21 protein-coding genes are annotated in these 20,257 nt (G+C 69.0%); 11 read left to right on the top strand and 10 right to left on the bottom strand.

What is annotated here, in order from left to right; genetic code table 11:
* The first annotated feature begins 198 nt into the window (after positions 1–198).
* From ilvB to NLF94_RS10185, 7 genes are read left to right on the top strand one after another with little or no spacing between them, the layout of a single operon-like run.
* Positions 199–1,956 (top strand): biosynthetic-type acetolactate synthase large subunit, encoded by a 1,758-nt coding sequence (ilvB, locus tag NLF94_RS10215; RefSeq protein ID WP_254841368.1) that lies wholly within the window; start codon positions 199–201, stop codon positions 1,954–1,956.
* The gene (gene ilvN / locus NLF94_RS10210; RefSeq protein WP_254841367.1) at positions 1,953–2,585 is read left to right on the top strand and encodes an acetolactate synthase small subunit; all 633 of its coding nucleotides are present in this window, start codon (positions 1,953–1,955) and stop codon (positions 2,583–2,585) included. Before ilvB ends, ilvN begins: the two co-directional genes overlap by 4 nt.
* Positions 2,582–3,574, top strand: a complete 993-nt coding sequence (ilvC, locus tag NLF94_RS10205) for a ketol-acid reductoisomerase (RefSeq protein WP_254841366.1) — start codon at positions 2,582–2,584, stop codon at positions 3,572–3,574. The genes ilvN and ilvC overlap by 4 nt, the downstream gene beginning before the upstream one ends.
* Before the next feature lie 40 nt (positions 3,575–3,614).
* Entirely contained in the window at positions 3,615–3,920 is a 306-nt protein-coding gene (locus NLF94_RS10200) for a DUF7989 family protein (RefSeq protein WP_254841365.1), read from the top strand.
* Entirely contained in the window at positions 3,913–5,337 is a 1,425-nt protein-coding gene (gene leuC / locus NLF94_RS10195) for a 3-isopropylmalate dehydratase large subunit (RefSeq protein WP_254841364.1), read from the top strand. The genes NLF94_RS10200 and leuC overlap by 8 nt, the downstream gene beginning before the upstream one ends.
* Positions 5,338–5,976, top strand: a complete 639-nt coding sequence (gene leuD / locus NLF94_RS10190) for a 3-isopropylmalate dehydratase small subunit (RefSeq protein WP_254841363.1) — start codon at positions 5,338–5,340, stop codon at positions 5,974–5,976. It abuts the gene before it with no gap.
* A complete protein-coding gene (locus tag NLF94_RS10185) occupies positions 5,969–6,946 on the top strand; it encodes an isocitrate/isopropylmalate family dehydrogenase (protein WP_254841362.1) in 978 nt (325 codons plus the stop codon). Before leuD ends, NLF94_RS10185 begins: the two co-directional genes overlap by 8 nt.
* Here NLF94_RS10185 and NLF94_RS10180 read toward each other — a convergent pair whose 3' ends face one another.
* The 3 genes from NLF94_RS10180 to NLF94_RS10170 all read right to left on the bottom strand — a co-directional run bounded on the left by NLF94_RS10180 (position 6,947) and on the right by NLF94_RS10170 (position 8,106).
* A complete protein-coding gene (locus NLF94_RS10180) occupies positions 6,947–7,408 on the bottom strand; it encodes a DUF5799 family protein (RefSeq protein ID WP_254841361.1) in 462 nt (153 codons plus the stop codon).
* 46 nt (positions 7,409–7,454) lie between these two features.
* On the bottom strand, positions 7,455–7,814 hold the full coding sequence (locus NLF94_RS10175) for a winged helix-turn-helix transcriptional regulator (RefSeq protein ID WP_254841360.1): 360 nt from the start codon (positions 7,812–7,814) through the stop codon (positions 7,455–7,457).
* 112 nt (positions 7,815–7,926) lie between these two features.
* Positions 7,927–8,106 carry a hypothetical protein gene (locus NLF94_RS10170; protein WP_254841359.1) on the bottom strand — a complete coding sequence of 60 codons (180 nt, stop codon included), beginning with the start codon at positions 8,104–8,106 and terminating at the stop codon, positions 7,927–7,929.
* 180 nt (positions 8,107–8,286) lie between these two features.
* Between NLF94_RS10170 and NLF94_RS10165 the strand changes: the two genes are divergently transcribed.
* Positions 8,287–9,072, top strand: coding sequence for a sulfite exporter TauE/SafE family protein (locus NLF94_RS10165; protein WP_254841358.1), 786 nt, complete (start codon positions 8,287–8,289; stop codon positions 9,070–9,072).
* 9 nt (positions 9,073–9,081) lie between these two features.
* Here NLF94_RS10165 and NLF94_RS10160 read toward each other — a convergent pair whose 3' ends face one another.
* The 3 genes from NLF94_RS10160 to NLF94_RS10150 all read right to left on the bottom strand — a co-directional run bounded on the left by NLF94_RS10160 (position 9,082) and on the right by NLF94_RS10150 (position 13,253).
* A complete protein-coding gene (locus NLF94_RS10160) occupies positions 9,082–9,966 on the bottom strand; it encodes a hypothetical protein (protein ID WP_254841357.1) in 885 nt (294 codons plus the stop codon).
* 86 nt (positions 9,967–10,052) lie between these two features.
* The gene (locus tag NLF94_RS10155) at positions 10,053–12,164 is read right to left on the bottom strand and encodes a plastocyanin/azurin family copper-binding protein (RefSeq protein WP_254841356.1); all 2,112 of its coding nucleotides are present in this window, start codon (positions 12,162–12,164) and stop codon (positions 10,053–10,055) included.
* Between the two features lie 102 nt (positions 12,165–12,266).
* Positions 12,267–13,253, bottom strand: coding sequence for a sulfite exporter TauE/SafE family protein (locus tag NLF94_RS10150; RefSeq protein WP_254841355.1), 987 nt, complete (start codon positions 13,251–13,253; stop codon positions 12,267–12,269).
* A gap of 196 nt (positions 13,254–13,449) precedes the next feature.
* Here NLF94_RS10150 and NLF94_RS10145 point away from each other — a divergent pair, with 196 nt between their 5' ends.
* The 3 genes from NLF94_RS10145 (at position 13,450) to NLF94_RS10135 (ending at position 16,136) form a co-directional block, all read left to right on the top strand.
* Positions 13,450–14,901, top strand: a complete 1,452-nt coding sequence (locus NLF94_RS10145; protein ID WP_254841354.1) for a dihydrolipoyl dehydrogenase — start codon at positions 13,450–13,452, stop codon at positions 14,899–14,901.
* 87 nt (positions 14,902–14,988) lie between these two features.
* The gene (locus NLF94_RS10140; protein ID WP_254841353.1) at positions 14,989–15,342 is read left to right on the top strand and encodes a DsrE family protein; all 354 of its coding nucleotides are present in this window, start codon (positions 14,989–14,991) and stop codon (positions 15,340–15,342) included.
* A 74-nt stretch (positions 15,343–15,416) separates the two neighbouring features.
* Positions 15,417–16,136 (top strand): NAD(P)H-hydrate epimerase, encoded by a 720-nt coding sequence (locus NLF94_RS10135; protein WP_254841352.1) that lies wholly within the window; start codon positions 15,417–15,419, stop codon positions 16,134–16,136.
* Positions 16,137–16,179: 43 nt separating this feature from the next.
* Here NLF94_RS10135 and NLF94_RS10130 read toward each other — a convergent pair whose 3' ends face one another.
* The 4 genes from NLF94_RS10130 to NLF94_RS10115 form a co-directional block, all read right to left on the bottom strand.
* Positions 16,180–16,665, bottom strand: a complete 486-nt coding sequence (locus NLF94_RS10130; protein WP_254841351.1) for an HTH domain-containing protein — start codon at positions 16,663–16,665, stop codon at positions 16,180–16,182.
* 156 nt (positions 16,666–16,821) lie between these two features.
* The gene (locus tag NLF94_RS10125; protein ID WP_254841350.1) at positions 16,822–17,775 is read right to left on the bottom strand and encodes a patatin-like phospholipase family protein; all 954 of its coding nucleotides are present in this window, start codon (positions 17,773–17,775) and stop codon (positions 16,822–16,824) included.
* The gene (locus NLF94_RS10120; protein ID WP_254841349.1) at positions 17,768–18,652 is read right to left on the bottom strand and encodes an SDR family oxidoreductase; all 885 of its coding nucleotides are present in this window, start codon (positions 18,650–18,652) and stop codon (positions 17,768–17,770) included. Before NLF94_RS10120 ends, NLF94_RS10125 begins: the two co-directional genes overlap by 8 nt.
* 54 nt (positions 18,653–18,706) lie before the next feature.
* Entirely contained in the window at positions 18,707–20,071 is a 1,365-nt protein-coding gene (locus tag NLF94_RS10115) for a dihydrolipoyl dehydrogenase (RefSeq protein WP_254841348.1), read from the bottom strand.
* Positions 20,072–20,257: the final 186 nt, after the last annotated feature.

The following is a 20,257-nucleotide window of genomic DNA, read 5'->3' as shown; positions in this document are numbered from 1 at the left end:
ACGACGTGATGAGGGACGCGACCGCTGGACGACGCTCGTTCGCGTTCGTGACCAGCGTCGCGGCCACGATCGTAGGGGCCGCCTAGCCCCGACACCACCATTCTCGTCGCTGCGGTTCGCATCGATTTCGGACAGTTCCACCCAGACCATGTACACACGAGACACCAACCGACGGTATCGCACGACCGGTGAGTCGCCATGAGCGGCGAACCGAAACAGGCACCCGCGGAGGCCGACGCGTCCGACGCGGCCGCGACGGGGCCGACGGAGGTCGAGACGGGCGCCGACGCGGTCGTTCGCGCCCTCGAGAACGCGGGCGTCGAGCACCTCTTCGGCGTCCAGGGCGGCGCCATCATGCCCGTCTACGACGCGCTGTACAGCTCGGAGATGACCCACGTCACGATGGCCCACGAGCAGGGCGCCGCCCACGCGGCGGACGCCTACGGCATCGTCAGCGGTGACCCCGGCGTCTGTATGGCGACGTCGGGACCGGGCGCGACGAACCTCGTCACCGGGCTGGCCGACTCCAACATGGACTCGGACCCCGTCGTCGCGCTGACGGGGCAGGTGCCGACGGACTTCGTCGGCAGCGACGCCTTCCAGGAGACCGACACGGTCGGCGTCACCGGCCCCATCACGAAGGCCAACTTCTTCTCCGACGACCCGGAGTCGGTCGGCACCGACGTCGGCACCGCCTTCGCGCTGGCTAAGCGCGGCCGCCAGGGGCCGACGCTGGTCGACCTGCCGAAGGACGTGACGAAGGGCGCGGCGAGCGAGGACCCCGGCGAGCCGCGGACCCCATCGACGTACAGTCCGCCGGAGACTGCCGCCCCCGAGGCCGTCAGCGAGGCGACGGACGTCCTCGCGGCCGCCGACCGGCCAGTCATCCTGGCCGGCGGCGGCGTCATCAAGGCCGAGGCCTGCGAGGAGCTACGCGAGTTCGCGGTCGAACACGAGATTCCGGTCGTCACGACGATGCCCGCCATCGGCACGTTCCCGGAGGACCACGAACTCTCCCTGGAGATGGCCGGCATGCACGGCACCGGCTACGCCAACATGGCCATCACGATGACGGACTGCATGCTCGCGGTCGGGACGCGGTTCGACGACCGTCTGACCGGCGGCGTCGAGACGTTCGCTCCGGACGCCGAGATAATCCACGTCGACATCGACGCCGCGGAGATATCGAAGAACGTCGAGGCCGACTACCCGCTGCTCGGCGACGCGAAGGCCGTCCTCGAGCAGCTAGCGACGGCGATGCCGCGGTCCCCGGAGGCCGACGAGTGGCGCGAGCAGTGCCGGGAGTGGAAACAGGAGTACCCGATGGACTACGCCGCGCCCGAAGACGACCCCGTCAAGCCGCAGTACGTGGTCGAGGCCTTCGACAGCGCGACGGCCGACGACACCATCGTGACGACCGGCGTCGGCCAGCACCAGATGTGGGCCTGCCAGTACTGGACCTACACCGAGCCCCGGACGTGGGTCTCCTCGCACGGCCTGGGCGCGATGGGCTACGGCGTCCCCTCCGCCATCGGTGCGAAACTTGCGGCCGACGACGACCAGGAGGTCGTCTGCTTCGACGGCGACGGCTCCTTTTTGATGACGTGTCAGGGGCTTTCCGTCGCGGTCCGGGAGGAACTCGACATCACCATCGTCGTGTTGAACAACGCCGCCATCGGCATGGTCCGCCAGTGGCAGGACGCCTTCTTCGGCCAGCGCCACATGGCCTCGGAGTACCCCTGGGTGCCGGACTTCGACACGCTCGCGGAGGCGTTCGGCGCCCGCGGGTTCCGCATCGAGAGCTACGACGAGGTCGAGTCCGTCGTCGCCGAGGCCCTGGAGTACGACGGCCCCAGCGTCGTCGACGCCCACATCGACCCCGGCGAGAACGTCTACCCGATGGTGCCCAGCGGCGGCGACAACGGCCTGTTCGCCCTCGCGGAGGACCAGCTGTGAGCCGGAATCAGAACGTCCGACGGGACGGCCTGGAGGGACCGGAACCCGAGGAGCGAAAGCGGCCGGTCGGCCGCCGGAACTCACAGGGCATCCGCGTCGACCCCGAGGTCGAGGTCGAACACGAGCCCCGCCGGACCATCATCTCGGCGTACGTCGCGGACGAACCCGGCGTGCTGGCGCGGGTCTCCGGACTGTTCCACCGGCGGCAGTTCAACATCGAGTCGCTGACCGTCGGGCCGACGCAGAACGAGGGCTACTCCCGCATCACGATGGTCATCGAGGAACCCGACCCCGGCATCGAACAGGCCAAAAAGCAGCTCAACAAGCTGCTGCCGGTCGTGCACGTCCGGGAACTGGACGAGAAGCCGGTCGCCCGCGAACTGGTCATCCTGAAGGTCGACGGCGACGAGCCGGACAAGGTCCAGGCCATCACCGAGATGTACGGCGGCGAGACGCTGGACGCCGGGCCGCGGACCATCACGGTCCAGATAACCGGCGACGAGAGCAAGATAGACGACGCCCTGGACGCCTACGAGCAGTTCGGCATCCGGGAGATAGCCCGGACCGGTCAGGCGGCGCTGGCGCGCGGCGAGGCCGAGACCGCCCGGGTCGACGAGACGCACACATGAGCGCAGACATCTACTACGACGACGACGCCGACAGCACCGTACTCGACGACCGGACCGTGGCCGTCCTCGGCTACGGCAGCCAGGGCCACGCCCACGCACAGAACCTCGACGATTCGGGGGTCGACGTCGTGGTCGGCCTGCGGGAGGGCTCCAGTTCCCGGGAGGCTGCCGTCGCCGACGGTCTCGAGGTGGCGACCCCGTACGAGGCCGCCGAACGAGCCGACCTGGTGAGCGTGCTGGTGCCCGACACCGTCCAGCCGGCCGTCTACGAGACCATCGAGAGCGCGCTGGAACCCGGCGACACGCTGCAGTTCGCCCACGGGTTCAACATCCACTACGGCCAGATCGAACCCGACGAGGACGTCAACGTCACGATGGTGGCACCGAAGTCGCCGGGCCACCTGGTGCGGCGCAACTTCGAGAACGACGAGGGCACGCCCGGTCTGCTGGCGGTGTATCAGGACCCCACCGGCGAGGCCCACGACGTCGGACTCGCCTACGCGAAGGCCATCGGCTGCACGCGAGCGGGTGTCGTCGAGACGACGTTCCGCGAGGAGACCGAAACCGACCTCTTCGGCGAGCAGGCCGTCCTCTGTGGCGGCGTGACCTCGCTGGTCAAGCAGGGCTACGAGACGCTCGTCGACGCCGGCTACTCCCGGGAAATGGCCTACTTCGAGTGCCTCAACGAGCTGAAACTCATCGTCGACCTGATGTACGAGGGTGGGCTCGGCGAGATGTGGGATTCTGTCTCCGACACCGCCGAGTACGGCGGGCTCACCCGTGGCGACATGGTCGTCGACGAGCAGGCCCGTGAGAACATGGAGGAGGTGCTCGAAGCGGTACAGGACGGCACCTTCGCCCGCGAGTGGATCTCCGAGAACCAGGCGGGCCGCCCGAGCTACAAGCAGTTGCGCGCCGCCGAGAAGAACCACGACGTCGAGGACGTCGGCGAAGAGCTGCGCGGGCTGTTCGCGTGGGGAGAGGAATAACGCGATGACAGACAGCGAACCGACACGGGACAGTGACACCATGAGCCAGGACACACGCGAGACCGACCGCACCGACTACAAACCGACGCTGGGGGCGGTGAGCCACACCAACCCCTACACGGGCGAGGCCTTCGGCGACACCCAGACCTACGACCGCGGCCGGACCGTCGCCGCCGACGGCGGTGAGGCGAACGCCGAGAGCCGAACCTCGTCGGAAGCGAAAGCGTCCGACGACGAGGAGGGCCGAAACGTCGACGAGGAGACCATGGAGGACGTAGCCCACGAGCCGCCGGGCGAGACGGAGGGCGCCCAGGCGGCCTACGACCGCGGAGCAGGCCATGAGTGAGGGGACGCTGTACGACAAGGTGTGGGAGAACCACCGGGTGACGACGCTCCCGAACGGCCAGGACCAGCTGTTCGTCGGCCTGCACCTCATCCACGAGGTGACCAGTCCGCAGGCGTTCGGCATGCTGCGCGAGCGGGACATCGAGGTCGCCCGCCCGGACCTGACCCACGCGACCGTCGACCACATCGTCCCGACCGACGACCGCTCCCGTCCCTACGACAACGAGGCCGCAGAGGAGATGATGGCCGAACTGGAGGAGAACGTCCGGGCGGCCGGCATCGAACTGGACGACCCGACGACGGGCGACCAGGGCATCGTCCACGTCATCGGGCCCGAGCAGGGCCTCACACAGCCCGGCACGACCATCGTCTGTGGCGACAGCCACACCTCCACGCACGGTGCCTTCGGCGCGCTCGCGTTCGGCATCGGCACCTCACAGATCCGGGACGTGCTGGCAACCCAGACCGTCGCCATGGAGAAGAAGGACGTCCGGAAGGTCGAGGTGACGGGCGAACTCGGAAAGGGCGTCACCGCGAAGGACGTCATCCTCACCATCATCCGTCGGCTCGGCACCGACGGCGGAGTCGGCTACGTCTACGAGTACGCCGGCGAGGCCATCGAGTCACTCGGCATGGAGGGCCGGATGAGTATCTGCAACATGTCCATCGAGGGCGGCGCCCGCGCCGGCTACGTCAACCCCGACGAGACGACCTACGAGTGGCTGGCCGAGACGGACGCCTTCGCCGACGACCCCGAGCGCTTCGAGGCGCTGAAGCCCTACTGGGAGTCGGTCCGCTCGGACGACGACGCCACCTACGACGACGTCGTCACCATCGACGGGTCGGCGATCGAGCCGATGGTCACCTGGGGTACCACACCCGGTCAGGGCATCGGTATCAGCGAGGAGATTCCGGCGCCCGAGGACCTGCCGGCGGACAAGCGGGACACCGCCCGACGCGCCCAGGAGCACATGCGCGTCGAACCCGGCGAGACGATGGCCGGCTACGACATCGACGTCGCGTTCTTGGGGTCGTGTACGAACGCCCGGCTGCCGGACCTGCGGGCGGCCGCCGAGGTGGTCGCCGGCCGCGAGGTCGACGACTCCGTGCGGGCGATGGTCGTTCCCGGTAGCCAGCGCGTGAAGGCCGCCGCCGAGGCGGAGGGCCTCGACGAAATCTTCCGCGAGGCTGGCTTCGAGTGGCGCGGCGCCGGCTGTTCGATGTGTCTCGGCATGAACGACGACCAGTTGGAGGGCGACGAGGCGTCCGCTTCGTCCTCGAACCGGAACTTCGTCGGCCGGCAGGGCTCGAAGGACGGCCGGACCGTCCTGATGAGTCCCGAGATGGTCGCCGCCGCCGCGGTCACCGGCGAGGTAACCGACGTCCGCGAGTTGCCGAAGGCGGAGGTGGAGGCGTAGATGCCGGACGACATTCCGAGCGTCGAGTACGTCGCTGGCACCGGGATTCCGGTGCGCGGAAACGACATCGACACCGACCAGATCATCCCCGCGCGGTTCATGAAGGTCGTCACCTTCGACGGCCTCGGGGAGTTCGCGTTCTTCGACCAGCGGTTCCACGACGACGATACGGAGAAGGACCACCCGTTCAACGAGGAGCAGTACCAGGACGCCAACGTCATGGTCGTCAACGCCAACTTCGGCTGTGGCTCCTCGAGGGAGCACGCGCCGCAGGCGCTGGTCCGGTGGGGTATCGACGCCATCGTCGGGGAGTCCTTCGCCGAGATCTTCGCGGGCAACTGCCTCGCGCTGGGCGTCCCGACGGTCACCGCCGACGCCGACACCGTCGAGACGCTGCAGGAGTGGGTCGAGGAGAACCCCGACGGCGACCTTGAGGTCGACGTCGCCGACGAGACGGTCACCTACGGCGGCCGGACGGTCGACGTCGAGGTCGACGACGCCCAGCGGAAGGCCCTGGTGGAGGGCATCTGGGACACGACGGCGCTGATGAAGTCCAACGCCGACGCGGTCGAGCGGACCGCCGAGTCGCTGCCGTACGTCGACGCGCCCGAGGGAGGACGGGGCGGCGCCGATGACTGAGTCGGTACTGGTCGTGCCGGGCGACGGCATCGGCCAGGAGGTCGTCCCGGCAGCCGTCGACGTCCTCTCCGACGTCGCGGACCTGGAGTTCTTCCACGCCGAGGCCGGCGATCATGTGAAACGCGAGACGGGCGAGGCGCTCCCCGAGGAGACCTACCGGCGCGCCAGCGAGGCCGACGCGACGCTCTTCGGCGCAGCCGGCGAGACGGCCGCCGACGTCATCCTCCCGCTGCGGGAGGCGGTCGGCTCCTTTGCGAACGTCCGGCCTGCCCGTGCGTACCCGGGCGTCGACGCCTTGCGCCCGGAGACGGACCTCGTGTTCGTCCGGGAGAACACCGAGGGCGTCTACTCGGGCATCGAGTCGGAGGTGGCCGAGGGCGTGACGACGCTGACCCGCGTCGTCACCGAGGAGGCCTCCCGCCGCATCGCCGAGTACGGCTTCGAGTACGCCGCCGAGAACGGCTACGACGACGTGACGATAGCCCACAAGGCCAACGTGATGCGGACGACCGACGGCCAGTTCCTCGACGCTGCGAAGACCGTCGCGGGCGAACGGGGCGCCGACTACGAGGAGGCGCTGATGGACGCCCTGGCGATGCACCTCCTCCTCCGGCCCGAGGAGTACGGTGTCGTCATCTGTCCGAACCTGGCCGGCGATATGCTGTCGGACCTCGCGGCCGGTCTGGTCGGGGGACTCGGACTGCTCCCGAGCGCCAACGTCGGCGCGGAGAACGCGCTGTTCGAACCGGTTCACGGGTCGGCGCCGGACATCGCCGGTCAGGGGGTCGCAAACCCCGCGGCGACGGTACTGTCGGGGGCGATGCTGCTGGAACACCTCGGCTACGATGCGGAGGCGGCCGCCGTGCGCGGTGCCGTCGAGGGCGTGCTCGCCGAGGGCCCGCGGACGCCCGACCTGGGCGGCGACGCCTCGACCGAGGACGTCACCGCTGCGATACGCGAGCGACTGTAGTCACTCCCGATCGGCTTCGGCCGCCGCGGCCCGGACCTCCTCCCAGCGGCCGTCGGACTCGAGGTGCGCCTGGAGTTCGTCGGCGTAGGCGGCGACCATCGACTCGGCCGCCTCGAGTTTCTCCTCCTCGACGCCGTCGTCGCTGCCGCCGTCGCCGATACCGAGTGCGTCCAGCAGCGAGTCGACGATGCCGCCACCACCGCCGGCGTCGGACTCCTGGGGCTGTCCCATCGGTCCCATGTTTGCGACCTTCTCCAGTTCCGGCAACACGCTCGGTAAATCGGAAGTGTCGGCGACGAGTTCGGCGGCCTCGCCGTCGTCGGGGTTCTCGATTTCGAAACTCGTCGCCGTCATGATGAGGCCCCACTCCTGCCGCGAGAACGGGGAGTTGTCCACCTGCGTGGAGAACTCGTCGTCGACGGTCATCCGGTCGCCGACGATCATGTCCTGCCAGTCGCTCATGGCACGCCGTACGGACTCGCGGGTATAAAAGTCCGAGGCGAGCGAACTACTCCTCCGTCTCGGCGGGGGGAGCGAGGTACTCGTCGCCCCACTCGCGCATCGAGACGATGACCGGTTCCAGCGACGTCCCGAACTCGGTCAGGGAGTACTCGACGCGGACCGGCTTCTCGTTGACTATCTCCCGGTCGACGATATCGTTTTCCTCCAGGTCGTCCAGCGAATCCGACAGCACCTTGCTCGAGATGCCGTCGACGTCCCGCTTCAGCGCGTTGAACCCCAGCGGGCCGTTGTTCAGGAGGCGGTGGACGATGACCGGGTGCCACTTCTTGCCGATGAGCGACGACGTCGTGGTGATCGGGCACCACTCCTCGCCGGCACACCAGACTTCCTTTCGCTGCTTGCTCATGCTCGTCGGTTCGGCCTCGTCGATCTTATAGTTACTTCCCCTCACTGGGTTGTGTCTAGTCACCTATGGCTGCTCCCCCGTCCACGACCGATGTCCGGCACACGACCGCGCGTCAGACGCTGGCCTCGCGGGTCACGTAGAGGTCCGACTGTATCCAGGCGCCCTCGCAGTCGCGGTCGTATATCAGCCACTCGCCGTCGCCGGTGTCGACGTCCCGGAACCGTTCGAGCGGCGTCGCGTCGACGCCGACCGTCGGGCAGTCGCCGTCCGGACAGAGTGATTTCGTCGTCATACTTGGTCACCACACACCTTCCGGTTACTCCTGGTAATCAATAAGCCCTCCCGAACCGGGGGGTAAGTCGGTGAGCGGTTGGTAACCCCGACGCCGACCCGAGAGCGAGGCGCGGACAGGTGTGCCCCCGTCGCGCACGGGCAGGGACGGTTTATGCCGTCGGGGACGGAACCGTCGGCCGTGTCGCCGACGCTCACGCCGGTTCTGGCCGGTGCCGTCTTCGTCGTGGTCCTCGTCGCTGGTGCGCTCAACGGCGTCGCTGGCTTCGGGTTCGCTCTCGTGGGGACGATGGCGCTGGCGACGGTCGTCGACCCCGCGACGGCCGTCGTGTTCATGATTCTCCCCATCCTCTCGGTGAACCTCGCCCTGGTCCGTGAGCTTTCGGTCGCGCAGTTGCGGACCTGCGGTCGCCGGTTCGGGCCGCTGGTGGCGGCGGCGCTGGTCGGGACCGTCGTCGGTCTCCTGGCGCTGGACGTCGTCCCGACCGGGCCGCTCCGGGTGGGTCTCGGCGTCGTCTCGCTGGCCTTCGTCGTCAACGCCCAGGAAGCGGTCACGGTGCCGGGGGTGGAACGGGCCAAGGAGGGCTGTTTCGTGGAGTCGACGCCCGCGATGGTCGCCGTTGGCGGCCTCTCGGGGGTGCTTTTCGGCGGAACCAACGTCGGCGTCCAGTTCATCGCCTACGTCCGCAGTTGCGACCTCTCGCACGGCCTGTTCGTCGGCGTCGTCGCCATGGTGTTTCTGGGTCTCAACGGCGTTCGCGTCCTCGCGGCGGGGGCGCTGGGGCTGTATCCGAACGCGACGGTCTTTCTGGCCTCGGCCGCGGCGGCCCTGCCGGCCGTCGCCGGCGTCGCGGTCGGCAGCCGCCTCCGGGACGCCGTGAGCGAGCGCCGTCGCCGGGCGGCCGTTTTGGGTCTCCTGACGGTCGTCGGCGTCCGACTCGTGCTCGGCGGGCTGGGTATTGTCTGAACCGCCCGTCTACGGGACGACGACGAGGGACCCGGTCGCCGCGGCGACGACGAGCAGGTAGAACACCGTCCCGAGCGCCGCGCTGACGACGACGACGCGGTCCGGGTCGCGCCGGGGCAGCGTGTGCCGGACGTACGGAACGTCCGTCAGTTCCGGGCGGGTGAGCAGGCGGTTCATCAGGACGCCGAAGGCCGCGACGACCACCGGGCCGACGAGGAGGCTGTTGACGACCGCCATCAGCGAGGCGGTCGTCGCCTCGGTGAGCGAGAGCGTCGCCACGGGACCGACGGTCGCCGCCGGGGCCGGCAGTGTCGTCAGAAGGCCGCCGTACTTCGCGTAGGCGAAGAGTCCCGATCCGACCAGGATGGCGAGGAACTTGACCCGGGTTCCCGCCCGCCGCGACAGCGGGCGCGGGGCGACGAACAGCCCCACGAGGAAGACGGCGTTCATACCGAGCCAGGGTCCGAGGTCCTGCAGCGCCAGCGGTAGCCCGGTCGCCAGGATGCCCACGGTGAACCAGTCGAGGCTCAGGTGGCGGGTGCTCGGACAGGACCCCGAGAGCACCTCCTGGCGGTGGACCGGATGCGCCAGGTGGAAACTCGCTCGCAACAGGAGGAACGTCGGGACGACGAGCAGGTACGCGTAGAGGCGGACGAGGAGGCCGGCCGTCGACCCGACGCTGCCGAGGACGACGGCCGTCGAGAAGTCGACGACGCCGTTGACGAACCAGAAGGTCAGAATCGAGGGCGCAAAGAGGCAGGTGTTCAGGACAGCGGTCAGGTGCCCGCTGGAGAACTCGAACTCCTGGGAGAGCAACTCGGCGAACGCCGACGCCAGGTTCGAGCCGACCTCGAAGACTCGTCTACCTTCTCCGGCCTCCGACTCCGTTCCCATCACCGGTTACTTCGCGTGCTCGTTTTTTCAATCCCCGTCGGTCTGGCATCGCGGACGAACACCGGCGGACGGCACTGTCGACGCCGCTATTTCGGCTCGTCGCTCCGGCCGGGGACCCCGCGGCCCTGGTAGAAGTCCCCACCCCAGTGGCTGATCCAGATGTCCTGATTAGCGAGGTACAGCGCCCCTTCTGTGTCGAAGGTGCGGTCGGCCACTGACCACTCGTCGGCGCCGGTGTCGTACTCGACTGCGGCGTTGTAGACGGCTGCCTGTCCGAACTCGCCGCCGGCCGCCGGCGGGAGCGGCAGCGTGTACTCGGCGCTCTCGTCGCGGGACTGTGGTCGCTCGGCCCGCTGGAGCCGCCCCCGGTTGAACGTCTGGTTGAAGAACGAGGCGTAGTTCTCCTGGACGTCCATCTCCAGGAGGAAGTTCGCGGCATTGATACCGCCGGTGATGTCGCCAGCGTCCCGGGCCGTGATGGTGTAGGTGTCGTCGCCGGTGCCGGAGGCGTAGACGCCGGCCTCCTCGTCCCAGAGGTCGTCGGTGAGGTAGCCGAGGACGGACTCGGCGGTGTCGGCGTGGTCGACCCCGTCGAGTTCGGAGGCCCACAGCAGGCCCTGCCCGACGACGCCCTGGGTCGCCGCCTGGTTGTCGGCGCCGTTCTCGACGCGGCCGTCGCCCGCGAGGTTCGACTCGACGGCCTCTGCGAGGTCGTTGGCGTACTCGCCGGCCCGCGCCTCGAGTTCGGAGTCGCCCGCGTGGGTGCCGTACCAGCCGACAGCACCGAGCATCAGGCCGAGACTCCGGGTCGACTCCATCCCGACGATGTCGCTCGGTCCGAACAACCCCATCGTCGTCTGTGCCATCCCGTCGGTGAGTTGCTGTATCTTCCCCGGCGGGATGAGCGGCTCGGGATTGACGTAGCCGAACCACTCGCCCTGCGCGAGGCTTGTCAGATCCGAGAGGAACCACAGCATCGCGGCGTGGTGGTGGGGGCGGGAGGTCTCGTCGACGACCGCCCCCTCGCTCGGCCGGAAGCCCGAGACCAGGCGGAGGCTGTCGCCCTTCGTGAGAGCGCCGTTGCCCTCGGGCCCGCCCGCGACGAGCGTCGCGCGGATGCCGATCTGGGCCAGCGTCGTCAGCACCTCCGAGCGGAACTGCGCGGCCATCTCGGGTGGCAGCGCCTCGAAGTGGTTCTCGAAGTTCTTCGCCCAGGTGACGCCCTTCAGGTGCGTCCACGCCAGCGAGGAGGGGCTGACCACGCCCGAGGACTTCGATTTATCCCACTGCAGCGTCGAGGCGTCGGGCCGACCGTCCTCGCCGGACAGCACCGGCTGCTCGGTGAAGGCCGGGTCGCCCTCGGTGAAGGCGGCCATGTTGAGGTTGGGGTTCTTTACCGGCGGTTCGTCGGTGTCGGCAGCCTCGAGCATCTTCGGGAACCGCTCCTCGAAGGCCTGCTGCTGTTGCTCGTTGTGCGGGAACAGCACGCCGTTGGCGCTCATCGCGATGTTGGTACTCATGTTGTACAGGGAGTACCAGTAGGAGTCCCAGGTGGCGTCTATCCAGGTGTAGCCGGTCGAGGCCTGCCCGCCGCTGACGCCGGCCAGCTCCAGCAGCCGTGAGAGGTTCTCGGCGGCCGAGGAGCTCTCGAGGTTCTCCGGTGGTTCCGTTCCGGGGCCGCCGGCCGGCTCCTCGACGACGACGAGCCCGACCATCCCGAGCCCCTCGTGGGGCGTGCAGTAGTAGTTGTAGACGCCGGTTTCGGAGACGGTGTGCTCGAAGGTGTCGCCCTCGCTCATCACGCCGGAGTCGAACGCCTCGGCGCCGGACGGCACCCGGTTCGGCTTGTCGTTGCCGGAGTGGTAGGCCGTCACCGAGTGGCTGCCGGAGATGTCCTCAAAGGTGACCGTGCTTCCCGACTCGACCCAGGCGACAGCCGGCGAGAAGACGAACTGGCCGGCGCCCCGGTCCTCCTCCAGCGACAGCGCCTCCACGGTCGCCGAGGACTGGAGGTCATCGGGACCGCCGAGCACGTCGGCGCCCGGCGTCGAGTCCCCGGCGTCGGTCGCCGTCGGGTCGTCACCGGAGGTGTCGGTGGGATTCACCTGGTCGTCCTGTCCACCGGAACAGCCTGCGAGTGCCGCGGCGGCCGTTACGCCGCCGAGGTGGAGCAGCGTTCGTCTATTGTAGTTGGACATTGGTGACGGCCGACCGTTTCTTTCGCTACGTATTTACTCTAAGCCAACCCCCCGGTAACGACGTAACCGGCAAGTAATTCCGTGAGTTCGTCGAAACCCCGACTACGCCAGCAACTCGACGGCGAGGACGATGCCGCCGACGACGCCGAAGACGACGCCGAGACCCGTCTCCATGAGGTCCTCGGGCAGGTACTTCCCGACGCGGGTGCCGACGGTGCCGCCGACGAGGACGCCCGGCACCGACCAGGCGACGACGTACCAGACGGGCGTCGCGCTCAGGGCGTGGATGGCCGCGCCGACGGCGGCGGTGATGGCCAGCACGAACACGCTGGTCGCGATAGCCACTCGCGGCGGGAGTCGACACCGGACGACCAGCTGTGTGGTGACGATTTCGGGGAGACCCGCGCTGATGAGGCCGGTGACGAAGCCGCCGAGTCCCGACAGCGCGACGCCCGGGGCCCGCCAGCACGTCGTGTACCGGTAGACCTCGCCGTCGGCGGCCTCGACGACCGTCTCGGGGTTCCCCTGGGCCCGCTCGCGGAGGTACTCGCCCTCGCTCTCGCCGGGTTCGCACTCCTCCGCCGAGGGGTACAGCGCCAGGAACCCGCCGAGCGCGAGCAGTCCGACCCCGAAGGCGAGTTTCAGGAGCGTCGGGTCGACGCGGTGGGCGGCGAAGGCGCCGACGACGATGGCCGGGACCGACCCCAGAAGTAGCCACTTCGCGGTCGCGTAGTCGACCACGCCCTGTCTGACGTAGTTTGCCAGGCCGTTGCCCATCCCGAACACCTCGGTCAGGAGTCCCGCGCCGATGGCCTGGGCCGGCGTCAGCCCAACGACGAGCATGAAGAAGGGGCTGAAGAACAGCGCCCCCGAGACGCCGGCCGCGAGAGCGACGAAGGAGAAGGCGACCGAGGCCGGGAATATCCACCAGTGGTCGAGGAACTGCGCCGCCGAGAAGGGGAGCGCGACCTGGACGGCAGGCGCCGAGAGCGACCCCGCCCCGACGGTGCCGCTTGCGACGCCGACGGCGGCCAGCGCCGACCCAACGAGGACCCCAGCGAGGACGCGGCGGTACGGGCGACTACCCATCGACACCCCTCCCGGAGCGTCGCGCGACCAGTATAGTTACCATACGTAACCCTGCGACGGCGACCACAATAAGCGTACAACAGAGCGACGGGTAACCCGGTTACCGAGCGGTTACTGCGGCTCTCGGCCGTCGTCGCGCTGAACGGTCACACGACCGCGAACGTGGTTTCATTGCCGTGCAGCGAATGGGTAGAGTATGGAGGAGTACGACTTCCTCGTCGTCGGTTCGGGGTCGGGACTGGACGTGGCGAACGCGGCGGTCAACCGCGAGAAATCCGTCGCCATCGTCGAGAAGGGCCCGCTCGGCGGCACCTGCCTGAACCGCGGCTGTATCCCCTCGAAGATGCTCCTGTACCACGCCGAGGTGCTGGAGACCGTCGAGCGCGCCGACGAGTTCGGCATCCACGCGACGGTCGAGGACGTCGAGTTCGCCGACATCGTCCGGGAGGTCAACGAGGAGGTCTCGGCCGACGCCGACTCCATCCGCCGGGGGCTGCAGTCGTCACCGAAACACGACCTCTACGAGGGGGAGGCCCGCTTCGTCGACGACCGGACCGTCGAGGTGTCGGGCGGGGCCGACGACGGCGCCCGGGTTCGCGGCGAGACCGTCCTCGTCGCGGCCGGCACGCGCCCGGCCGTCCCCGACATCGACGGCATCGGGTCGGTCGACTACCTGACGAGCACGGAGGCCCTGCAACTGACTGAACCGCCGGAGCACCTCCTCGTCGTCGGCGGCGGCTACATCGCGGCCGAACTCGCGCACTTCTTCGGCACCTTCGGCAGCGACGTCACCATCGTCGGGCGCCGGCCGGACCTGCTGCCGGAGGCCGACGACGAGGTCGCGGCGGCCTTCACCGACCGCTACGCCGAGCGGTTCGACGTGTATACGGGCTACGAGGCGGTCGCCGCCGAGCAGTCCGGCGACACCGTGACCGTCGAGGCCCGCCCCTACGCCGAGGCCGGGAGCGTCCGGACGCCCGCCGGCGGGGGCGACATCGAGGCGGCCGACCGCGTCGAGGTCACCGGCGATACGTTGCTCCTGGCGGCCGGGCGCGTGCCCAACACCGACACGTTGAACGTGGCAGCGGCGGGCGTCGAGACGGACGCCCAGGGGTTCGTCGAGACCGACGAGTACCTCCGGACCACCACCGACGGCGTCTGGGCGCTCGGCGACATCGTCGGCGAGTACCTGCTGAAACACAGCGCCAACCACGAGGCCCGTGCGGTCGTCCGGAATTGCTTCGGCGACGAGATGGAACCGGTCGACTACTCGGCGATGCCCTTTGCGGTCTTCGCCTCCCCGGAGGTCGCCGGCGTCGGCGCCCGAGAGTCCGAGTTGCGGGCCGACGGCGTCCAGTACGCCACCCGGACGTACCCCTACGAGGAGACCGCCCGCGGCAGCGCGATGAAGGTCGAGGGGTTCGTCAAGGTCATCGTCGACCTCGATGGCGGGATCCTCGGCTGTCACATCGTCGGACCCGACGCCTCGACCCTGATCGAGGAGGTCGTCGTCGCCATGACGGCCGGGTCGGGCACCGTCCGGGACATCCGGGCGTCGATACACGTCCACCCGGCGCTGTCGGAGGTCGTCCAGCGGGCCTTCGCCGGTCGGTTCAGCCGGCCCGACGACCACGACCACCACCACTGACGGGGGCCGCGACGGTTCCGGTGTTCGGTCCCCACCGTGCACGACCGGGCCGTCTTTATTCCCCGGTTGGCCGTACGCGGGGTCGCAATGACGAAAGCTGCAATCGTAATCCTGGCAGGAACCGACGGCCACGAGAACCTCGGTCGACTCGTCAACGGTCTCGAGACGGCCCGGGAGTTCGTCGAGGCGGGCGACGACGTCGAGGTAATCTTCGACGGCGCGGGCACCCAGTGGGTCGAACGGCTGGAGGACCCCGACAGCGACCAGCACGACCTCTACGCGGCGGTGAGAGACGATGTCGGCGTCTGTGACTACTGTTCCGGCGCCTTCGGCGTCGAGGAGGCGGTCGACGACGCCGGAGTCGTCACGCTCGACGAACACGGTGGCCACCCCAGCATCCGGTCGCTCGTCGAAGACGGCTACGAGGTCATCACGTACTGAGTCCCGGGGCGGGCGGAACCGTCCCGTCGGGGTCGCCGGAGCATACAAGACGCCGGCGGGCGACCCGACTGGTCGTGGAGCCGAACGCCTTCGAGACGCCGGGCGGGGTCGAACTGACGGCGGTGACGGCCGAGGAGATGCGTGCCGTCGACCGGGTCGCCACCGAGACGGTCGGTCTGCCGCTGCTGTCGATGATGGAGAACGCGGGCCGGAACCTGGCCGGCGTCGTCGAAAAGCGCCGCGAGGGTCGCCGCGTCGTCGTCTTCGCCGGCGGCGGCGGCAACGGCGGTGGCGGTCTCGCCTGCGCTCGCCACCTCCACAACTGCGGCGTTCCCGTCGCCGTCGTCCTCGACCGCGACCCGGCGTCGCTCTCGGGAGCGACGGCCACACAGCACCGGGTTCTGGACGCGATGGAGGTGCCGGTCCGGCGTGCCGACGACGACCGCGACGCCGGGGTCGTCGCCGTCGACGCGCTCGTCGGGTACGGTCTCACCGAGGCGCTACGGGGACGCGCCGCGGAACTCGCCGTGGCGTGCAACGACGCAGCGACGGTCGTCTCGCTGGACGTGCCGACCGGCGTGAACGCGACGACGGGGGAGGTCCCCGGCCCGGCCGTCGAAGCCGACGCGACGCTGACGCTGGCGCTCCCGAAGACGGGGCTGGGACCGAACGCGGGCGACCTCCTGCTCGGGGACATCGGGATTCCGGCGGCGGTCTACGAGGAACTCGACGTGCAGTACCGCAATCCGTTCGAGGAGTACGTCGTCCGAATTCGCCGAACCGAGGAGGGATGAGACCGGACCGGGCGACCCCCGGACCCGGCGGTCGCGGCGGTGTTCACTCCGCCCGGCCGGCCAGCGGCGCGGTGGCGTCCCCACGGGCGCGTTCCAGGGCGTCGAGTCGGTCCGAAACGCTCTCGACCGCCGCGCCGTCCGAGACCGGCGCGACCGCCACCAGTTCGTCGCCGCGGTACGTCGCAAGCGCGATGGCCGGAAACCGGATGCCGCTGCAGTCGGTCCCGTCGATGGTCTCGGCGCCTTCGACGTGCTCGAAGAACGGCTTCAGGGAGCGGCCGGTCCGGTCGGCCCACCGCTCGAAGGCCGCCAGACGGCCGAGGAGGAACCGGCCCGGTTCGGTGTCGGCGGTTGCGGTCCCCGGACAGACCTGTTTGCCGGTGACGTGGACCGTCAGGTCGTCGACGACGCCGTCGGCTTCGAGTCGCTGGAGTCGCTCGACGACCACCTCCTCGCCGAAGCGGGAGCCGCTCGGGGCCAGAGAACGGACGAACAACTCGACGCGCAGGGGTGGTTCTGTCAGAGTCATGGTGGACGGTCGGACGTGCTGATACTCCACGGCCAGCAGAATATAGGTTCGCTAACGTCGGAGTTCGTGACTTACCGATCGCTCATCGTCGGGCGGCGGAATGTCGGGCGACCCGGCGAGAGCCGACCCACTCCTCGGCGATCCCGAAGGTGGCCGCTACCGGTCGGCGAGAAACGCCTCGGCTCGGCGCTCGCCGAGGGCCAGCAGTTCGTCGATGAACGCCGGCGAGCGGTCGGCCTTCGTCGAGCAGTGGAACTGCTCGCCCATCTCGATGCGGTGGACGCTCGCTTTCGTGAACTCCGATTCGGGGAGATAGCCCGCGTCGATCCAGTCGTTGACCCGCTCGATGAAGCCTATCTCCTGGTTCAGGGAGATGTTCCCGGCGAGTTCGTTCCGCCGGTCGGATATCTCCTCGTTGGTCTTCGGAAGGTCCGACCGCTGCTGTGGGTTTATCTGGACGACCCACAGCTCCTCGGGTTTCCGGCCGCCGTCGCCCCGCATCAGGTCCTTGACCGGCGGGTTCTGGCTGAAGAGCCCGTCCCAGTGGTAGTGGCCGTGTATCTCGACGGCCCGGAACAGTTCGGGGATAGCGGCCGAGGCCAGCACCGCGTCGGCGGTTACCTCCTCGTCGACGAACGTCTCGAACTCGCCGGCGTTGACGTTGACCGTCCCGACGACGAGCGACGGCCGTTCCGGGTCACCGCACAGCGCCCGGATCGTCTCGAAGTCGACGTGCCGTTCGACGAGCGCCCGGAACTCCGATTCGGCCCACGCCGTGGCGGGCAGGAGGTACGGACTCACCGTCGGCACCGGGAGGCCGCTCGTCTCGACGCGCCGGGTCCAGACCGCCGTCGCGTTCGTCACCCGGTCGATGGGGTCGTCGGCGGCGACGTCCTCCCAGACCGCGTCCAGCAACTCGACGGCGCGCTCGCGGCCCTCGGTCGCCAGCCCGTACCACGCCGCGACGGCGTTGAGCGCGCCGCCCGACGTCCCCGAGAGACCGACGAGTTCGTCCTCGTCGTCCCAGTTTTCGAAGACGTGTCTGAGGAAGCCGGCCGTGAAGGCGGTGTGGCTCCCGCCGCCCTGGCAGGCGATTGCGACCCTACTCATAGGTGGTGGTGTAGCCGCCGTCGAACAGCAGGTCGCTCCCGTTGAGGTGGCGGGCGTGCGAGGAGAAGCCGAACACGAAGAGGTTGGCCACCTCGGCCGGCGTCATCATCTCCTTCGTTCGGGCCTGTCCCAGCATGACGTCCTCGACGACCTCCGCTTCGGTAATGTCGCGCTCGGCGGCGGTGTCGGCTATCTGGTCGACCATCAGTGGCGTCAGCACGTAGCCGACACTGACGGAAAAACCCCGGAGCGTTCCGTCGCCCTCCGCGGCGATGGCCCGGGTGAGACCGGTCAGTCCGTGTTTGACGGTGATGTAGGCCGGCTTGTCCCGCGTGGCGTAGTGGCCGTGAACCGACGACATGTTGCCGATGGCGCCGACGCCGTCCTCGGTCGCCCGGACGTGCGGCATCACGAGTTTCGACAGTAGGAACGGCGCTCGAAGCATCAGGTCCCCCATGAGGTCGTATCGCTCCATCGGGAACTCGGCGAGGGAGGCGATGTGCTGCATCCCGGCGACGTTGGCGAGGTACCGGATTTGCCCCTCCTCGCTTGCTGCCTCGACCGCGGCCTCGCACTCGTCGTCGTCGGTCAGGTCGGTCGGCGCGGCGACGACCCGCCCGTCGGCGTCGAAGGACTCGGCCGTGGTAGCTACCTCCTCGAGGCCGTCCTCGTCGACGTCGAGGCCGACGACGGTGAGGCCGTTGACCGCCAGCGCGATGGTCGTCGCCCGCCCGATACCCGACGCCGCGCCCGTCACGAGTGCGACGTTCTCCCTGCCGAACCGCTCGTCGTCGATTCGGAGGACGTCCCCCTCGGTCAGTTCGGGCGCCGAGGTCGATTCGTCCGTCGATTCCGGTTTCGTCGTGTCTGTGGGCATGTGTCAGGAGTCTTGGAGGGGGTTCGGACGCTTTCCATCCCGCGGGTGGTTCCGTTACAGTTCGGCGGCCGCGTCGGCGAAGGCAGCCGCGACGACCTTGTTCATCGAGGGGTGGACGTGGATGGTGTCGGCGACGTCGGCGACCGAGAGACCGTGTCGGACCGCGAGCGTCGCCTCGTGGACCAGCATCGACGCCTCGTGACCGAGGAGGTGCGTCCCGAGCACCTCGCCGTCGGGGGCGGCCAGCACCTTCACCAGCCCCTCGTCCAGTTTCAGCGCGCGGCCCATCGCTGTGTCGGCGTACTCGGCCCGACCGACCACGTAGTCGGTGCCCGCCTCTTGTAGTTGCGATTCCGTCCTCCCGACGCCCGCGACCTGCGGTTCCGTGAAGACGGCGTGGGAGATGCCGCGGTAGTCGACGGTCCGGTCGCCGCCGAGGAGGTTCTCGGCGACCACCTCGACCTCGTGGTCGGCGGCGTGTTTGAACGGGTGCTGACCGATGACGTCGCCAGCAGCGTAGACGCCGTCGACGCTCGTTTCGAGGCGGTCGTCGACCTCGACGAAGCCACGGTCGTCGGTCTCGATGGCGGTGTTCTCGATGCCGATGCGGTCGGTGTTCGGCCGGCGACCCAGCGCCACGAGCAGTTCGTCACCGGCCACCTCGACGACCTCGCCGTCGGCGGACTCGGCGGTGGCGGTGACCGTGCCGTCGGTCTCTTCGACCCCGGTCACCCGGTAGCCGGTGTAGGCGTCGTGGCGCCGTTCGGCGACGGCGGTGAATCGCTCGGCGATTTCGCCATCTTCCCGCGGCAGCAGCGTCTCCTCCATCTCGAGTAGTGCGACCTCCGTCCCGAGGGCGTCGAAGTAGTAGCCGAGTTCGGCGGCGATGTAGCCGCCGCCGAGAACGACCAGCCGTTCGGGCGGGTGTCGTAGCCGCAGCGCGTCGTCGCTGGTGAGGTAGTCGACCGACGCGATGCCGTCGATGGCGTCGATGACGAGCGGTCGCGTCCCCGCGGCGACGAGGAGTTCGTCGGCGGTGTATTCGGTGCCGCCGGCCCGGACGGTCCGGTCGTCGACGAACTCGCCCTCGGCGTTGACGAAGGTGAGGTTCTCCTCGCTTCGTTTCGCGTCGGCCATCCCCTCGGCGACGCCGCCGAGCGTGCCGTGAACCTCCTCGACGATGGTCTCGGTGTCGACCCCGCGCACCGCTGCGTCGACGTGGAATCGGTCGGCGTCTCTGACGGCGTTGACGCGGTCGGCGTGGGCGATCAGCATCTTCGAGGGGTTACAGCCGCGGTTCAGACAGGTACCGCCCAGCGGACCCTTCTCGACGAGGACGGTCTCCTTGCCTGCTGCCGCGGCCGCCGAGGCGACCTTGTTGGCGGCGCCGCCGCCGAAGACGAGCACGTCGACCGACACCGGGTCCGTCGTCGTCCTTGCCGTGGCACCGTCGCGAGAGCCTGATTCGGACATGTACAGTTATCAGGTAACGTCAAGTAACCATAAGCGCTAGGTAAGGGTGGACACACTGGGTTACCCCGGACTCACCGGGCGGCAAAACGCCACGGGAACCGCCCAACCGACCCACCGGTGTCCGGTAACGGA

The sequence above is a fragment of the Natronomonas marina genome, assembly GCF_024298905.1.
Taxonomy (GTDB): domain Archaea; phylum Halobacteriota; class Halobacteria; order Halobacteriales; family Haloarculaceae; genus Natronomonas; species Natronomonas marina.
Note: the sequence above shows the minus strand (reverse complement) of the source record. Positions and strands in the feature narration are given on the sequence as shown.

What these genes read in the sequence shown, in the direction of transcription:
- ilvB (WP_254841368.1), top strand. Translation starts at nt 199, where the DNA reads ATGAGCGGCGAACCGAAACAGGCACCCGCGGAGGCCGACGCGTCCGAC.
- ilvC (WP_254841366.1), top strand. Translation starts at nt 2,582, where the DNA reads ATGAGCGCAGACATCTACTACGACGACGACGCCGACAGCACCGTACTC.
- NLF94_RS10200 (WP_254841365.1), top strand. Translation starts at nt 3,615, where the DNA reads ATGAGCCAGGACACACGCGAGACCGACCGCACCGACTACAAACCGACG.
- leuC (WP_254841364.1), top strand. Translation starts at nt 3,913, where the DNA reads ATGAGTGAGGGGACGCTGTACGACAAGGTGTGGGAGAACCACCGGGTG.
- leuD (WP_254841363.1), top strand. Translation starts at nt 5,338, where the DNA reads ATGCCGGACGACATTCCGAGCGTCGAGTACGTCGCTGGCACCGGGATT.
- NLF94_RS10185 (WP_254841362.1), top strand. Translation starts at nt 5,969, where the DNA reads ATGACTGAGTCGGTACTGGTCGTGCCGGGCGACGGCATCGGCCAGGAG.
- NLF94_RS10180 (WP_254841361.1), bottom strand. Translation starts at nt 7,408, where the DNA reads ATGAGCGACTGGCAGGACATGATCGTCGGCGACCGGATGACCGTCGAC.
- NLF94_RS10175 (WP_254841360.1), bottom strand. Translation starts at nt 7,814, where the DNA reads ATGAGCAAGCAGCGAAAGGAAGTCTGGTGTGCCGGCGAGGAGTGGTGC.
- NLF94_RS10170 (WP_254841359.1), bottom strand. Translation starts at nt 8,106, where the DNA reads ATGACGACGAAATCACTCTGTCCGGACGGCGACTGCCCGACGGTCGGC.
- NLF94_RS10160 (WP_254841357.1), bottom strand. Translation starts at nt 9,966, where the DNA reads ATGGGAACGGAGTCGGAGGCCGGAGAAGGTAGACGAGTCTTCGAGGTC.
- NLF94_RS10155 (WP_254841356.1), bottom strand. Translation starts at nt 12,164, where the DNA reads ATGTCCAACTACAATAGACGAACGCTGCTCCACCTCGGCGGCGTAACG.
- NLF94_RS10150 (WP_254841355.1), bottom strand. Translation starts at nt 13,253, where the DNA reads ATGGGTAGTCGCCCGTACCGCCGCGTCCTCGCTGGGGTCCTCGTTGGG.
- NLF94_RS10145 (WP_254841354.1), top strand. Translation starts at nt 13,450, where the DNA reads ATGGAGGAGTACGACTTCCTCGTCGTCGGTTCGGGGTCGGGACTGGAC.
- NLF94_RS10140 (WP_254841353.1), top strand. Translation starts at nt 14,989, where the DNA reads ATGACGAAAGCTGCAATCGTAATCCTGGCAGGAACCGACGGCCACGAG.
- NLF94_RS10130 (WP_254841351.1), bottom strand. Translation starts at nt 16,665, where the DNA reads ATGACTCTGACAGAACCACCCCTGCGCGTCGAGTTGTTCGTCCGTTCT.
- NLF94_RS10125 (WP_254841350.1), bottom strand. Translation starts at nt 17,775, where the DNA reads ATGAGTAGGGTCGCAATCGCCTGCCAGGGCGGCGGGAGCCACACCGCC.
- NLF94_RS10120 (WP_254841349.1), bottom strand. Translation starts at nt 18,652, where the DNA reads ATGCCCACAGACACGACGAAACCGGAATCGACGGACGAATCGACCTCG.